Origin of the sequence: Paenibacillus sp. FSL P2-0136 (genome assembly GCF_037975325.1) — a bacterium.
In the GTDB taxonomy this organism is placed as follows: domain Bacteria; phylum Bacillota; class Bacilli; order Paenibacillales; family Paenibacillaceae; genus Paenibacillus_AQ; species Paenibacillus_AQ silagei.
The window spans coordinates 6,960,441-6,975,165 of sequence record NZ_CP150244.1; the positions used below are offsets into that span (position 1 = coordinate 6,960,441).

The 14,725-nt window shown below is 53.4% G+C and carries 12 protein-coding genes and 1 riboswitch; of the genes, 7 read left to right on the plus strand and 5 right to left on the minus strand.

The window, feature by feature from the left end:
• Positions 1-22: 22 nt before the first annotated feature.
• Together NYE26_RS29635 and NYE26_RS29640 are read right to left on the minus strand one after the other, a co-directional pair.
• Positions 23-1,321 carry a nucleobase:cation symporter-2 family protein gene (locus tag NYE26_RS29635; protein WP_339252177.1) on the minus strand — a complete coding sequence of 433 codons (1,299 nt, stop codon included), beginning with the start codon at positions 1,319-1,321 and terminating at the stop codon, positions 23-25.
• Positions 1,315-1,920 carry a xanthine phosphoribosyltransferase gene (locus NYE26_RS29640; protein ID WP_209868713.1) on the minus strand — a complete coding sequence of 202 codons (606 nt, stop codon included), beginning with the start codon at positions 1,918-1,920 and terminating at the stop codon, positions 1,315-1,317. Before NYE26_RS29640 ends, NYE26_RS29635 begins: the two co-directional genes overlap by 7 nt.
• Positions 1,921-2,103: 183 nt before the next feature.
• Positions 2,104-2,207: riboswitch (purine riboswitch) on the minus strand.
• Positions 2,208-2,512: 305 nt separating this feature from the next.
• Between NYE26_RS29640 and NYE26_RS29645 the strand changes: the two genes are divergently transcribed.
• The 4 genes from NYE26_RS29645 (at position 2,513) to NYE26_RS29660 (ending at position 8,716) form a co-directional block, all read left to right on the plus strand.
• The gene (locus NYE26_RS29645; RefSeq protein ID WP_339252179.1) at positions 2,513-6,058 is read left to right on the plus strand and encodes a response regulator; all 3,546 of its coding nucleotides are present in this window, start codon (positions 2,513-2,515) and stop codon (positions 6,056-6,058) included.
• A gap of 8 nt (positions 6,059-6,066) precedes the next feature.
• Positions 6,067-7,242, plus strand: a complete 1,176-nt coding sequence (locus NYE26_RS29650; RefSeq protein WP_339252181.1) for an ATP-binding protein — start codon at positions 6,067-6,069, stop codon at positions 7,240-7,242.
• Between the two features lie 146 nt (positions 7,243-7,388).
• A complete protein-coding gene (locus NYE26_RS29655; protein WP_339252183.1) occupies positions 7,389-8,252 on the plus strand; it encodes an AraC family transcriptional regulator in 864 nt (287 codons plus the stop codon).
• Positions 8,253-8,332: 80 nt separating this feature from the next.
• Positions 8,333-8,716, plus strand: a complete 384-nt coding sequence (locus NYE26_RS29660) for a VOC family protein (RefSeq protein ID WP_209868718.1) — start codon at positions 8,333-8,335, stop codon at positions 8,714-8,716.
• A gap of 66 nt (positions 8,717-8,782) precedes the next feature.
• Here the strand turns inward: NYE26_RS29660 and NYE26_RS29665 are convergent, their stop codons facing one another.
• The 3 genes from NYE26_RS29665 to NYE26_RS29675 form a co-directional block, all read right to left on the minus strand.
• Positions 8,783-9,709, minus strand: a complete 927-nt coding sequence (locus tag NYE26_RS29665; protein WP_339252186.1) for an AEC family transporter — start codon at positions 9,707-9,709, stop codon at positions 8,783-8,785.
• Between the two features lie 247 nt (positions 9,710-9,956).
• The gene (greA, locus tag NYE26_RS29670; RefSeq protein ID WP_036691918.1) at positions 9,957-10,439 is read right to left on the minus strand and encodes a transcription elongation factor GreA; all 483 of its coding nucleotides are present in this window, start codon (positions 10,437-10,439) and stop codon (positions 9,957-9,959) included.
• Between the two features lie 116 nt (positions 10,440-10,555).
• Positions 10,556-12,022, minus strand: a complete 1,467-nt coding sequence (locus tag NYE26_RS29675; protein ID WP_339252188.1) for an MDR family MFS transporter — start codon at positions 12,020-12,022, stop codon at positions 10,556-10,558.
• A gap of 226 nt (positions 12,023-12,248) precedes the next feature.
• Between NYE26_RS29675 and NYE26_RS29680 the strand changes: the two genes are divergently transcribed.
• The 3 genes from NYE26_RS29680 to NYE26_RS29690 all read left to right on the plus strand — a co-directional run bounded on the left by NYE26_RS29680 (position 12,249) and on the right by NYE26_RS29690 (position 14,712).
• Entirely contained in the window at positions 12,249-12,680 is a 432-nt protein-coding gene (locus tag NYE26_RS29680; RefSeq protein WP_339252190.1) for a MarR family transcriptional regulator, read from the plus strand.
• Between the two features lie 96 nt (positions 12,681-12,776).
• A complete protein-coding gene (locus NYE26_RS29685) occupies positions 12,777-13,946 on the plus strand; it encodes an ATP-grasp domain-containing protein (protein WP_036722758.1) in 1,170 nt (389 codons plus the stop codon).
• Between the two features lie 13 nt (positions 13,947-13,959).
• Positions 13,960-14,712 (plus strand): alpha/beta hydrolase-fold protein, encoded by a 753-nt coding sequence (locus tag NYE26_RS29690; protein ID WP_339252193.1) that lies wholly within the window; start codon positions 13,960-13,962, stop codon positions 14,710-14,712.
• The last annotated feature ends 13 nt before the right edge of the window (positions 14,713-14,725 follow it).

Genomic DNA, 14,725 nt, shown 5'->3' on the forward strand with positions numbered 1-14,725 from the left:
AGAGCTACGTGGATGGAATATTTTACTTCGTTTCCGGAGCGGCTGCGGCAGGAACCGCACTCTCCTGGGTCTTCGACAAGAAGATATTGAGAATGATCGCTGTCAGCGACCCGGATACGATTCCGTTCTGCAGCAGCATCCGAGCGAATTCCGGCAGCTGGTCGAACATGGACGGAAGCACTGCAGAGCCGAGGCCCACCGCGATGCTGCAGGCAGCGATCAGCAGATTGCCGTCCTTGCGCAGATCCACATCGGACAGAATCGACATGCCGGAAGCAGCGACCGAGCCGAACATGACAATCATCGCCCCGCCCAGCACCGCATTCGGCACCACTGTAGTCAGTGCAGCCAGCTTAGGCAGCAGCCCGAGTACGACCATAATTCCGCCTGCTGCAAAAATAACATTCCGCGTCTTTACCCGCGTCAGCGACAGCAAGCCGACATTCTGAGAGAATGCGGTGTACGGGAAGGCATTGAACAGGCCGCCCAGCATGATGGCCAGTCCCTCGGAACGCAGGCCGTTCACGATCTGCTTCTGCTCCACCTGCTGGTCCGTCGCCTTACCAACGGCAAAGTAGACCCCGGTCGATTCGACCATAGACACGATATTCACGATAATCATTGTGAAGATTGCGGTGATGCTGAACTGCGGCCAGCCGAAGTAGAACGGCTGTGCAACGCTGACCCAGGAGGCTGTAGTCACGGTAGAGAAATGCACGATGCCCATGGCGTAGCCGATTACTGTACCCACTACAAGTCCTACCAGCACCGATATGGAACGCAGAAACCCTGTAGTCAGCCGGTTCACGGCCAGAATAACGAGCAGAGTAATCAGAGCCAGCAGCAGATTGCGGGGCTGCCCGAAGTCGGCGCTTCCCTGGCCGCCGGCCACATTATTCATCGCAACAGGAATCAGCGACAGCCCGATAATTGTGACTACCGAGCCGGTGACCACGGTCGGGAAGAACTTCAGCAGCTTCCCGTACACCGGGGCTGCCAGCACCACGAACAACCCGGAGATAATGATCGCGCCGTAAGCTGTCGCCAGATTGGAGCCTGAAGCGATGGCGATAATCGGGCTGACCGCCGTGAAGGTACAGCCGAGCACCACCGGCAGCCCGCTCCCGAAATATTTGCTGCCCATAATCTGCAGCAGGGTCGCCAGCCCGCAGGTGAACAGATCCGCTGCTATCAGATACGCCATCTGCGTACCGTTCAAATTGAGTGCTCCCCCGACAACCAGCGGTACAATGACCGCTCCGGCATACATCGCCAGTACATGCTGAAGCCCTAGGGCAAGTATCTTCTGTTTGCTTAACATCCTGCACGCTCCTTGATTAATCCTTCATTATCTATGAAATGAATCTCACCCGGCGACATGGAAGCAATCCGTGCCAGGGAATACACCGGAACTCCGCGCTGCTCCAGCAGACCGCGTCCCTCCTGGAAGCTCTTCTCAATGACACAGCCGACCCCGGCCAACTGCGCCCCGGACTCTGCTACGATATCGCATAGCCCTACAAGCGCCGCGCCGGTAGCCAGGAAATCGTCAACGATCAAGACGGTATCGTCCGGCCCGAGATATTTCTGTGAGATGCTGATCTGGTAGTCCTCTTGACGGGTGAAGGAATGAACCGGTGCCGAATACACCGCTTCGGACAAGGTGACTGCCTTCTTCTTCTTGGCATAGATGAACGGCACGCCCAGCGCAATTCCCGCCGCCATGGCGAACTGGATGCCGCTGGCCTCCACAGTCAGCACCTTGGTGATCTGCCGGTCCCCGAAGACCGCTGCAAATTCCTTCCCGATCGCAAGCGCAAGCGCCGTGTCTACCTGATGGTTCAGAAATGAGTCCACTTTCAGTACAGTCTCCGATAGAATTAAGCCCTCTTGTCTAATGCGTTCTTCCAATACTTTCATTACAGCGGATCTTCCTCCTTAGAAATAAAAAAGACAGATAAAATAAAAAGGACAGATTCCCTGAGTGTTTCTCTCAAGTGAATCTGTCCTTCTGGGTTTTTGTCCCTTGGTGGTGTAACACATATACGTGTCCGCATCGCTTGGACCAGTCTTTCCCGTGCCGCAGCACAAGAAACGGAACCCTAGATGCGCTATTTCACTCATAGTCGGATAATTACAGTGGCTATCCGGTAGAAACTTATGGGCCATATTCCCAAGATTATATGAGTTATATGAAATCTGTTATAAGAAATCTATTATGAAGCATGTCTGTTATCTTACACGCTCTACCCGCTGCTTACAAGCAAAATTTTAAGTAAATTGCGGTGATTTCAAAGTTTTCATGAAACCTCCTGCAAAAGCGGGCCCGCCTCCAGGAAGCCTTGTAAATTTTAGGTTTAAGGTGTTTTCTTCATGTCTTCTATATCACTGAAGCTCCATAAAAGCTATAATTATATAGCTAAACATTCTAACTGAACAAAGGCGGCGAACAATGAGAATAAAACAACAGGTTTGGTTAGCAACTTCAGCTACTATACTGCTGTTAGGCAGTATGATTACTATATCTTTCCTCTTTATGGAGGGCGGCTCGCGCCTGCTTGCAGCAGGATTAGGCGCAGGCGGCATTCTGGTTAGCATCAGCCTTCTTTACAGTATTCAGCGGAATATAGATCGCGGTCTAGGCCGGATCACGGAGATCTCAGAGGATATCGCAGCAGGCATTTTCAACCCTGATGCTGCGGCTGCTGTTCAGACGGATGAATTCGGGCAGCTGGCCGCTTCCTTTTTCGGGCTGGCGGCTGACCTTCACCATAGAACCGCCGATGAGCGCGAACTGCGGCTTAGAGCCGAAGAACAGGCCTGGATTAATACGCAGGTGTCTGAGATGGCGCTGCTGCTTCAAGGCTCTGTCCAGCTGAAGACGGCCTCGCGTGTGTTCATCGGCAGGCTCGCTACCGCTGTAGGCGGAAGCTACGGGGCTATCTATCTTAAGCAGGGGGGCCAGCTGAACTTCGCAGCCGGCTATGCCTTCGATGATGCCGCAGGGCAACAGGAATCCATACCGCTGGGCAGCGGCCTGGTCGGACAATGCGCACTCGATGGGCAGATGATTGTTCTGCAGGATCTTCCAGAGCATTATATCAAGGTCCGTTCCGGTCTGGGGGAGGCTGCGCCTGCCTCACTGATTATAGTTCCTATTAAGCATGAGCAGGAAATTGTTGCTGTCATGGAGCTGGCGGCACTACGCCCGTTCAGCTCCAAGGAGATGCAGCTGATTGAACGCACCGCACAGAATATGGGCGTGCTGATTAATACACTGGCGGATGTCGCCCGGATCGAAGATCTGCTGAGTGAGACTCAGCTGCAGAAGGAAGAACTGGAAGCCCAGACGGAAGAACTGACCGCCCAGACCCAGGAGCTGGAAGCTCAGACCGAAGAGCTGATGGCCCAGACAGAGGAGCTGCGCCTGCAGACCGACCAGTTACAGGACCAGAAGACTGAACTGGAGGCGCAGTCCGAGAGCCTGCTGACCTCCAATGAACAGCTTCAGACACAAATGAAGCTCACAGAGGCCCAGAAGGACGAGATTGAAGCCCAGACGGAGGAACTGCGGCAGCAGACGGAAGAGCTGCATGCCTCCAACCTGGAATTGCAGAATCAGATGGAGATTTCCCGCCGGCAAACCATGGAGATCAAGGCCCAGGCCGACGAGATCTCTGCGGCAAACCGCGATATGCAGAAGCAGCTTCAAATCACGGAAATGCAAAAGTCCGAGATCGCAGATCAGGCCGGGGAGCTCCAGGCACAGACGAGTGAATTGCTGGAGCAGAAGGAGCAGCTTCAGGCCCAGACAGAAGAGCTTCAGTCTCAGACGGAGGAGCTTCAGGCCCAGACCGATACATTGCAAACCCAGGCCGATGAACTGCTGATCCAGAAGGAGGAGCTGGCTGCCTCCCATGATCAGCTGCTGCTTCAAGTCGAGCTTACTGAGAAGCAGAAGGAGGAGATCCAGGCACAGGCGCAGGAGATCTTCATGGCCGCGCAGTACAAATCGGAATTCCTGGCCAATGTCTCCCATGAGCTGCGCACCCCGCTGAACAGCCTGCTGATCCTCTCGCAGATTCTTGCCGAGAACAAGGACGGCAATCTGGAAGCGAAGCAGCTGGAATACGTTCATACGATCTTCTCGGCAGGCAAGGATCTCCTGCAGCTGATCGATGAGATTCTCGATCTGGCGAAGCTGGAGGTCGGCAAAATGACCCCTGTCATCGAGCCGGTCTCCCCACAGGATCTCAGCAATCATGTCTTCCGCCACTTCGAACAGCAGGCCAAGAAGAAGAACCTGCGGTTCGATGTCCATTCCGACAACCGGCTGCAGGATTATCTGATGACCGACGGTCACAGATTGCAGCAGGTCTTGAATAATCTGTTATCCAACGCCATCAAATTCACACCGGAGCAAGGCTCCGTCTCCCTGTCGATCCGTACCAGCGGCGAAGAGGTCATCTTCGCCGTCAGCGACACCGGTATTGGCATAGCCGCTTCCAAGCTGGAGAGCATCTTCGAAGCGTTCCAGCAGGCAGACGGCACCACCAGCCGCAAATACGGCGGCACCGGTCTCGGCCTCACGATCTGCCGGGAGCTGGCTACCCTGCTGGGCGGAAGAATTGAGGTTGATTCCTTGGAAGGCAAGGGCAGCACCTTCTCCCTGATTATTCCCGCTGTAGAACCGGGTGAGGATGCCCAGACCCTTGCTGCCGCAGCCTATTCAGCAGCAGCCTCTCCGGAGATTCCGGCTTCCGAGCCTATCCGCCGCGAGAATCCGGCCTTCCGCGAGTCCTTCGTGCCCGACATTTCTATCTCCAATCCGAAGCTGCTGCAATATGCGGAAATGGATGATGACCGCAGCAATTTGCTAAGCGGGGATATTACCCTGCTGATTATCGAGGAGGACGCCGAATTCGCCGCCCGGCTGCTGGAGCTGGCGCGCAGCCGGGGCTTCAAGGCTATCGTCGCCTTCCAGGGCGATCAGGGGCTTGCCCTGGCCCATGCCTACAAGCCTGATGCAATCCTGCTGGATCTGCATCTTCCCGTTCTGGACGGCTGGTCCATTATCAGCCGCCTGAAGAGCCGGCCGGAGCTGCGGCATATCCCTGTGCATGTGATTTCAACAGCCGAGGAGAACCAGCAGAGCCTGTCGATGGGGGCTTTATCCTTCTGGAAGAAGCCGAATGATTATGCAGAGCTGGAAGCAGCCTTTCTCCAGATTGAGACTTATATCCGCCGTCCGGTGAAGAGTCTGCTGATTGTCGAAGACAACAAGGTTCTGCGCGGCAGTCTTGTCGAATTCATCGCCCATCCCGATGTGAACATTATTGCTGTGGGCACCGGAAGAGAAGCGATGGAGCATCTGGCCAGCCATCATTTTGACTGTATGGTGCTGGACCTGGGTCTCTCGGATATTTCCGGCTTCGACCTGCTGGAGCAGGTCAAGACCAACCGCAAGCTGCAGACCCTGCCGGTGATTATTTATACAGGCAAGGATCTCAGCAAGACAGATGAGCAGCGCCTTAAGCACTACGCCGAGAGTATTGTGATCAAGAACGTGCGTTCAATGGAACGTCTCTATGACGATACGGCCCTCTACCTCCACCGCAAGCATGCAGACCTGCCTTTGGATAAGCAGCGCCTGATCGAGAACCTGCATAATCCGGAGTCCGCTTTTGCCGGGAAAAGCATTCTGCTTGTGGATGATGATATGCGTAATATTTTTGCGTTATCCAGTGTGCTGGAAGGTTATAATATGGAGATCAGCTTTGCCCAGAATGGCAGAGAAGCCCTGGAGCATCTGGAGACCCACCCGGGCGTAGAGCTGATATTCATGGATATTATGATGCCGGAGATGGATGGTTACGAGACGATGAAGCATATCCGGCTAAACCCAGACTATGATCAGATCGTCATTATTGCGCTGACCGCCCGCGCCTTGGAGGAAGACCGGGTCAAATGCCTCGAAGCTGGGGCGAGCGATTATATATCCAAACCGATTAATACCACACAGCTGGTGAGAGTGCTGAAATTATGGTTGATTCAATAGGAGGCAGCATGGAGTATCCGATTAATATTTTGGTTGTAGATGACCGGGCAGACGAGTTCCTGTCCATTCAGGCATTGCTGGCCGATTCACCCTACCGGCTGGTTCAAGCCCTCTCGGGCCTGGATGCTCTGAAATGTCTGCTGGAACAGGAATTCGCCCTGATCATTATGGATGTGCTCATGCCTGGCATGAACGGATTTGAAACGGCGAAACGGATTAAGATGCGTCAGAAGTCACGGGATATCCCTATTATTTTCTTAACCTCGCTGACCTCGGAGCTGGAGAACTATATGTTGGCTTACTCGGCCGGGGCCATTGACTATCTGACCAAGCCGTTCCATCCGACCGTGTTAAAAAGCAAGATTGACGGCTTCGTCCGTCTCTACCAGACCCGCAAGGAGCTGCAGCTCAAAACGCAGGAGCTGGAGAAGGCCAACGGCATCCTGACCGAGCTGAAGGAGACGGCCGAGTTGGCGTTGCGGATCAAGAGCGGTTTCCTTGCCATGATGAGCCATGAGATCCGCACCCCGCTGAACGGGATTATTGCCATGTCGGATGTGCTTCGTTCCTCCGAGCTGTCTGCTGACGACCAGGAGATGGCCGAAATCATTCATACCAGCGGTCACGCGCTTGTCTCTGTCATTACGCACATCCTGGACTTCACCAAGATCGAATCCGGTAAAATGGAGCTGGATTACGAGCTCTTCAATCTTCACTCCTGCATCAAAGAAACGGTCGATCTGTTCAGGGCTCTGGCGAAAGAACGCAACCTGACCCTGGAGACCTCTATTGATTCTGACATTCCTGCCCTGCTTATCGGTGACCCCAACCGTCTGCGCCAGGTACTGAATAACCTGATCGGCAATGCCATCAAGTTCACGATCACCGGCGGCGTCAAAGTGCATGTCCATCTCCGGCAGGCTATGGATAAGCTGCTGGAGCTGGAATTCATTATTGAAGATACCGGCATTGGCATTCCAGCGGATAAGATGAACTATCTGTTCCAGCCGTTCACCCAGATCGGAGCCACCATCAACCGCAAGTTCGGCGGAACCGGGCTCGGGCTGTCCATCTGCAAAATGCTGGTCGACCTCATGGGCGGAACGATCTATGCCAAGCCGGGTCTAGTGGGCGGAGCTACCTTCATCTTCACCATCCAGGTCGCTGAAGGCCAGCCGGATTGAGGCTTCGCCCTATTGTTCAGCATGAAGCAGCCTCACTGTATACAAGAAGCTCCCCCTTCAGATCATGAAGAGGGAGCTTCTTTGTTATTGCTGTGGACTATTGTAGAATGGAATGGACCAACTGTGGAAGGGGCTGAACTCTATAGATGGGAACCTCCAGATTCCCTTTGTTCCAGCGGAACTTCGTTCTGCAAGCGCGAAGTACAACTCATCATTGGGAAGGCACCGGCCCCCTTTCGATCAAGACATTTCGGAATGGCCGGGCCTATTACAAAACAAGACTCGGCCATTATGCTGTTGAGCGAGAGGGCTACCTCCTGTTAAATGAAGGGGAGCAGTACGCTATAGCCATTGAGTCAGAAACCGAAGTCGACTCTTTTTGTGTATTTTTCAAGACTGGCTTTGCTGAAGAGGTTCTTCATAGAGCCGTTCATTTAGGAATAGAGAAGTCTTTGGACGATCCATTCTCAGAATCTAAGCACCCGTTGCAATTTCACACCAAGTCATACCGCAATAGTCATCTGATAACTCCACTTCTCGAGAACTTCAAGAATTCCTTACCTGCACTCGGTAGCGAGAATCTCTGGGTCGATGAACAATATCAATGTCTAATTCAAGCAATGCTTAACGTCCACCAGAAGATTTCTCAAGAAATTAATACATTGCCAGGTATGCGGCCAGCCACTAGAGAAGAACTCTTTCGGCGGTTGACACTAGCATACGAGTACTTACATGCTTATTACAACCAAAACGTGTCGCTTGAAGAAGTTTCAAGAGTCGCTTGTCTTTCTAAAAACCATCTGATCCGCAACTTCCGCCACTTTTTCAAAAGAACGCCACACCAGTTCATCCTCGAAAAAAGGATACTTGAAGCACAGCGTCTCCTTGCTCAAACGGAAAGCAGTGTAACCGAGATTAGCCTAAGTGTTGGCTTCGACAATGTCTCTTCCTTCAATAAGGTTTTTAAACAAAGAATGGGATACTCACCCCGGATGTTTAGAAAAAAGTGATTTTGGAAAAGTAACGCTTCATCCGCACATGTTACATTTACTGCGTGGAACATACAATATAACAAGGGAGCGATATTCACATGAATTCAGAATTTCAAATCAAAGGCATTGGGCAAATATCCATTCGGGTACATGACATGGAGGCTGCCACCCGATTCTATCAAGATACCCTAGGCCTAAACCTGTTATTTCAGATCCCAAACATGACTTTCCTGGAGTGTAACGGACTTCAGATGGTCTTGAGTATTGCTGAAGACCCGCGGTTCGATCATCCCAGCTCGGTGTTCTATTTCCAAGTTGACAATATACACGCATCGTACGAAACCTTAGTCGGGCGGAATGTACATTTCCTGGACAAGCCGCATAAAGTGGCTGAGATGGGTCAAACCGCAACCTGGATGACGTTCTTTCAGGACCCCGATCAAAATGTACATGCACTGATGAGTGAAGTGCCTGTGTCTTAATAATTACTTCCAGGGGGGCACTATTGCCCCTCTATTCAGTTTTTCGCATACATTCGTTGCGCCCCCCTATCCCCCCACCGCCGCAATCAACACCGGCAGGACCAGGAAGGAGGCCAGCGTCGTCCAGACGATACAGCGTGAGACCAGCGCAGGCGAGCTGCCGAAGCGTTCGGCCAGGACGACGGAATTGACTGCCACCGGCATGGAGGCCAGTATCAGCAGCACTGAGAACAGGGTGCCTGTGATGTTCAGGGCGAGCAGCACCAGCGCAGCCAGAAGCGGAGCCAGCACCAGCCGGACGGTCAGCCCCGTCCAGAAGGCCAGCTGCACATTGCGCTCCGTATGTGCTGCCTGGACCTTGACCATCTGCGCGCCGAGGATCGCCAGTACTACCGGCGAATATGCTCCGGCGGCCATCGCAACGCCTGAGGCCAGCTCATGCGGCATATGCAGGCCCAGCGCCCGCAGCAGCAGCGCCAGGATGGCGGCGTAGATGGCCGGCAGCGAGAAGACTGACTTCAACGCGCTGCGCACGGAGAACTGTGACCGGGCGGCAAAATACACACCGATCGTATTCACGATCACCATCTGGGCGATGACATAGACCGATGCCTTGTCCAGGCCCAGCTGGCCGAAGGCCAGCAGCACCAGCGGCAGGCCGTAATTGACGCTGTTCGTGAAGGTGGAGATGAGCGTAAGACCGGCGGCCTCCGGCGGAGCCAGCTTCAGCATTTTACCGATTAGGGTCGCCACACCCCACAGCAGAAACAGGTTCATGAGCGAGAAGGCCAGTGTCTTATAGACATCATCGAAGGAGATATCCGCCGTAGCCAGCGTGTCCAGAATAATAGCCGGACTGAGAAAATACAGATACAGCGTCAGCAGAGGCTTCGTATCGAGCTGCTTATACCGTCCAAGCAGCGCTCCGGCGGCCACCGGAATGGACAGCGGTACGATGACCTCAACAAGTGTCGTGAGTACAGTCTGAATCACAAGCCAGGACTCCTCTATGCAGTAGTTATTTTCTAATATAACCCTCCCGGCAGGGAGCGTCTAAGACAAGGAAGCAATATCCTTGATAGCAATTGCCTATGACCCCCGCCCCGTGCAGACAAAATAACCCCACAAAGTGGAGCTTTAGCGTAGGTGTTGACTCAGGTACTTTGCGGGGACCCCAAAACATAAAAAAAATCCCGCACCCTTAAATTAAGGGCCACGGGATTCCGGCTAGGTCTTCATTTTACAGCATTTTGATCTCAAGCAGCTCGTATTTGATGATCCCCATCGGGGCATTGACGCTGATGATATCGCCTACCTTTTTGCCGATCAGCTCTTTGCCGAGCGGGCTCTCGTAGGAAATCTTGTTGTCCAGCACATCGGCTTCCGCCGGGCCAACCACTCTATATTCGATCTTCTCCGAGTACTCCACATCGTTGAGGATAACGATGCAGCCTACGCTGACTGTACTCAGATCCATATTGCTGGCATCCACGATCTGCGCCTTAATCAGCATCTTCTCGAGAATCATAATGCGGGTCTCCATGAAGGATTGATCCTCCTTGGCGGAGTGGTATTCGCTGTTCTCCTTCAGATCGCCGTAGCTGATCGCCAGCTTAAGCCGGGCTGCAAGCTCCTTGCGCCCTGCTCCCTTCAGTTCCCTCAGCTCTTCCTCCAGCTTGGCCAAGCCTTCTTTGGTCAAAAATACTTCGTCATTATTAGACATGTATACAACTCCTATTATTTGCTCACTTTATAGTATTCTAACTCATAATCGCCCAACATGCGAAGAGAAAGCGCTATAACGCATGATAAAGGAGTATTTAGGGCAGAGTCCCGGCTTCAAGCCTCCGCCTGTGGAGCAGGGGCTGCTGCAGGCTTGCCGTTGCCGCCTCTCAGGAGGAAGGTCAGCGGAATAGCCAGCAGCCCCACTGCCGTAGCGATCAGGAAAATATCCTGCACGCCCATCGTCATCCCCTGCGCCTTCAGCAGAGAACCGGCTGCCCGGGCTGGCCCATCCGCCAGCTCCTGCTGATGGGCCAGCGATCTGGAAGCGAGCAGCGAGCTGAATACGGCAATGGACAAGGCACCTGTAGCCTGGCGGACCCAGTTGGTCACGGAGGAGGCGTGGCCGGTGATGGCCCTTGGCACCGCCGACATTCCGGCGTTGGTCACCGGCATGAAGGCCAGCGCAATGCCGACATTGCGCACTGTCATAAGCACCGCGACACGGGTATGGGTCACGGCCAGCGTAATGTGGGCAAGCACCCAGGTTGAGGCGCTCAGCAGCAGAATGCCGCCCAGGATCAGCCAGAACGGTCCGATCCGGGAGTACAGCTTGCCGACCACCGGTGACAGTACAGCCATCACGATGGAGCCCGGCAATAGCACCAGCGCGGTCTTCAGCGGGGTAGACTGCTGGATATCCTGCAGGAAGACCGGGATCAGGAAGGTCCCCGAGTATAACGCAACGGTAATAATACAGTTGATGATCAGGCTGTAGGTGAACCGGCTCTGCCGGAATACCTTCAGATTCAGCAGCGGCTCCTGGATCGACAGCTCCCTGCGGATGAAATACGTTAAGGCCGCCGCCCCAACCAGCAGCAAGGTCAGGGTATTCCATGACGTCCAGCCCCAGGCGCCCCCTTTATTGAACGCCAGAATAATGAAGGCGCTGCTTAGAATGACTGTGACGAAGCCCGGCAGATCAAAGCTTCTGCTCCCGGTGTTCTGCCGCTGGAAGGGCAGGCACTTGAGAGCTACGCCAATGGCAATCAGGCCAATCGGCAGATTGATTATGAACAGCGATTTCCAGCCGAAATATCCGGTCAGCCAGCCGCCGAGTGTCGGGCCGAAGGCAGGCGCCAGCATCGAGGACAGGCTCCAGAGACTCATGGCGAAGGCCTGCTTTTCTTTGTCGATAAACTGATAAATCATCGTCATGGTGGTAGGGATGATCAGGCCGCCGAATATTCCCTGGATAATGCGGAAGGTAATCAGTGAATGAATATTCCAGGCCACCGTACACAGTGCCGAGAACAAGGTGAAGCCCGACAGGGCGAATACGTAGAGAACCTTATAGCTCCATTTATCCCCGAAATAACCCACCACAGGTGCAATGACGCCAGTAGTCAGCAGATAGCCGGTAATCATCCACTGTACGGTGCTGATCCCGGCGTGGAAGTCCTTCAGGAAGACCGGGAACGCTACGTTAATGGTGGTTGTACTGAGAATAGCCATGAAATTGCCGAAAAAGATGGCCAGAATAATCAGCCAGAATGATGAATGTTTTGCCGCCGGACTGCTCAAGGGCGCTCTCTCCTCTATTTTGCGGTTCACCCCAATATAGGTGTATGATACAATTAATTTAATATATGTGTATTATACAACTATATGTTTGAAAGTCAACTTGACTTGTTTCATGATTCTTTCAAAATAAGGCGGCAATATCCGGTTCCCTTAGCATAAGGCCGGTGTTATCACTTATACTAGGGAGACATATGACAAAGTAACCGGTAAAGGACGGAATCTAACTATGGCTGATGAACAGAAGGATAAGCACCTCGAAGCCCTGAACCAGGAGCTGATCACGCTGATCCGCCTCGGCTCGCTGGATAAGAAGCACGGCGGGCTGGACCGCTCCTCGTATACCCTGCTCCACCATCTGTCGATACACGACAAGGTAGGCGTTAAGGCGCTTGCCGAACAATTCGGCCTCGACACCTCTACCATCAGCAGGCAGACAAGTGTCCTGGAGGCGAAGAACTATGTGGAACGGGTGCCTGATCCGCAGGATGGGCGCTCCAGCTATTTTCAGCTTACTGCGCTTGGTGCACAGACCTTCGCCGAGGCCCGGGACATCCGGCTTGCGCGCTACGGGGAGATCTTCGGGGACTGGTCCACGGAGGACTGCGAACTCTTCAGCGGACTGCTCGCCCGGCTCAACCGTACCCTGCAGCAAAAATAGCACCAAGAGGATTGACGGATGCTGGCGAAGCTGGTAGATTGAATTAATCATACAAAATAACTCGGGATTATATTTTAGTCAAAGGGGCCGGTCTGCATGAACTTTATTTTCTTTTCCCCGCATTTCCCCAAGAACAGCGCTGAATTCTGTACGCACCTGCGGGAGCAGGGGGCCACGGTGCTTGGGATTGGCGATGCAGCCTATGACCAGCTGGAGGACAAGCTGAAATCGGCATTGACCGAGTACTATAGGGTAAGCAACCTCGAGAGCTACGAGGAGATTCTGCGGGCTGTCGGTTATTTCACCCATAAGTACGGCAAGATTGACCGCTTCGAGTCGCTGAATGAATACTGGCTGGAGCAGGATGCGGCGATCCGTACGGACTTCAACATCTACGGCACCAAGTCGGATTTCGTCCATAACCTGAAGCAGAAGTCCAAGATGAAGGAATTTTTCCGCAAAAGCGGGGTAAGCACCGTCCAGTTCTCCACCGGCACAACGCGTGAGAGCGTCGAGAGCTTCATCCAGAGCGCCGGCTTCCCGCTGGTGGTGAAGCCCGATCTCGGCTCCGGGGCCAGTAACACGTATAAGATCAATAACGAAGAGGAGCTCCAGCACTTTTTTGACACGAAGCCGGAGGATGTAGCCTTCATTATTGAGGAATTCATAGACGGGGTCATCCTCACCTATGACGGGCTGGTAGACAGGGACGGGAATGTACGCTTCGCGGTCAGCCACCTGTTCGAGAACAGTGTGATGGATGTCGTCAATACGGACAATCACCTCTACTACTTCTGTCTGCGGGAGATCAGTCCGGAGGTCGAGGAGGCGGGGCGGAGCATTTTGCAGGCTTTTGACATCCGGGAACGGTTCTTCCATATCGAGCTGTTCAAATCGCACAAGGATGGCCGGATCATTGCCCTGGAAGTGAATATGCGACCGCCCGGCGCCTGGATGACTGATGCGATTAACTTCGCCTATGATGTCAATGTGTATAAGGAATGGGCCAGCATGGTTGTGCATAATGAGGTCGGCGGTCCATACGAAGGAAAATATTATACCGGCTATGCCAGCCGCAAGAATCATAAGCATTACGCTCACAGCCATGAGGACATCTACCATGCATTCGGAGGGAAGATCGTCAATTATGACGAGATTGAAGAGGTCTTCAGCAGAGCAATGGGCAACCGCGCTTATCAGTTCCGTTCACCCGAGCTTTCGGAGGTCAGAGACATTAGAGGCTATATTCAACAAGAAGAGGGATAGGATGTGTTAACGGATGAGGATAAGCTACCATAAGGAGTACAGCCACAACCTGGGCAGAGACATGGAGTATAAAATTTACGGCCACGCCGGCAAACCGATGCTCGTCTTCCCCACCTCGCTTGGACGCTTTTATCAATATGAGGATTCGGGCATGATCGATACGCTTTCGTCCTTCATTGAAGCGGGCAAGCTGCAAATCTGGGCCTGCGACAGTCTGGACGAGGAGACCTTCTTCTCCACTCACTGGAACAACGAGGACCGGATACACCGTCATGAACAGTATGACAAATATATTGCGCATGAGCTGATTCCCGGCATCCTCCATGAGAGCAAGCACAACAACGGCGGGACCGACCAGCGCATTCTGATCTCCGGCTGCTCGATGGGTGCTTATTACAGCGCCAGCTTCTTTTTCCGTTATCCGCACTATTTCGATACCTTGATCGCCCTGAGCGGCGTCTATTCCACCTATTACTTCTTCGGCGACTATATGAGCGGGAACGTCTATCTCAATTCACCGCTGCATTACCTGCCGGGGCTGACGGATGAGCATTATCTGAACCAGTACCGCAACAGCACAATTATCGTCTGTGTCGGTCAAGGGGCGTATGAGGATGAGATGCTTCATGAGACCCGGCTGCTTCAGGAGGTGCTGGGGCAGAAGGGCATTCCGGCCCGGATCGACTACTGGGGCCATGATGTCAGCCATGACTGGCCATGGTGGAACAAGCAGATTCATTATTATGTGGAAGGCTGCCTGGGATAGTGAAGCTGGGGCT

Excerpts from the sequence above, each read along its gene's own strand:
- NYE26_RS29635 (WP_339252177.1), bottom strand. The coding sequence starts at position 1,321 with ATGTTAAGCAAACAGAAGATACTTGCCCTAGGGCTTCAGCATGTACTG.
- NYE26_RS29640 (WP_209868713.1), bottom strand. The coding sequence starts at position 1,920 with ATGAAAGTATTGGAAGAACGCATTAGACAAGAGGGCTTAATTCTATCG.
- NYE26_RS29645 (WP_339252179.1), top strand. The coding sequence starts at position 2,513 with ATGATTACTATATCTTTCCTCTTTATGGAGGGCGGCTCGCGCCTGCTT.
- NYE26_RS29650 (WP_339252181.1), top strand. The coding sequence starts at position 6,067 with ATGGAGTATCCGATTAATATTTTGGTTGTAGATGACCGGGCAGACGAG.
- NYE26_RS29655 (WP_339252183.1), top strand. The coding sequence starts at position 7,389 with ATGGGAACCTCCAGATTCCCTTTGTTCCAGCGGAACTTCGTTCTGCAA.
- NYE26_RS29660 (WP_209868718.1), top strand. The coding sequence starts at position 8,333 with ATGAATTCAGAATTTCAAATCAAAGGCATTGGGCAAATATCCATTCGG.
- greA (WP_036691918.1), bottom strand. The coding sequence starts at position 10,439 with ATGTCTAATAATGACGAAGTATTTTTGACCAAAGAAGGCTTGGCCAAG.
- NYE26_RS29680 (WP_339252190.1), top strand. The coding sequence starts at position 12,249 with ATGGCTGATGAACAGAAGGATAAGCACCTCGAAGCCCTGAACCAGGAG.
- NYE26_RS29685 (WP_036722758.1), top strand. The coding sequence starts at position 12,777 with ATGAACTTTATTTTCTTTTCCCCGCATTTCCCCAAGAACAGCGCTGAA.
- NYE26_RS29690 (WP_339252193.1), top strand. The coding sequence starts at position 13,960 with ATGAGGATAAGCTACCATAAGGAGTACAGCCACAACCTGGGCAGAGAC.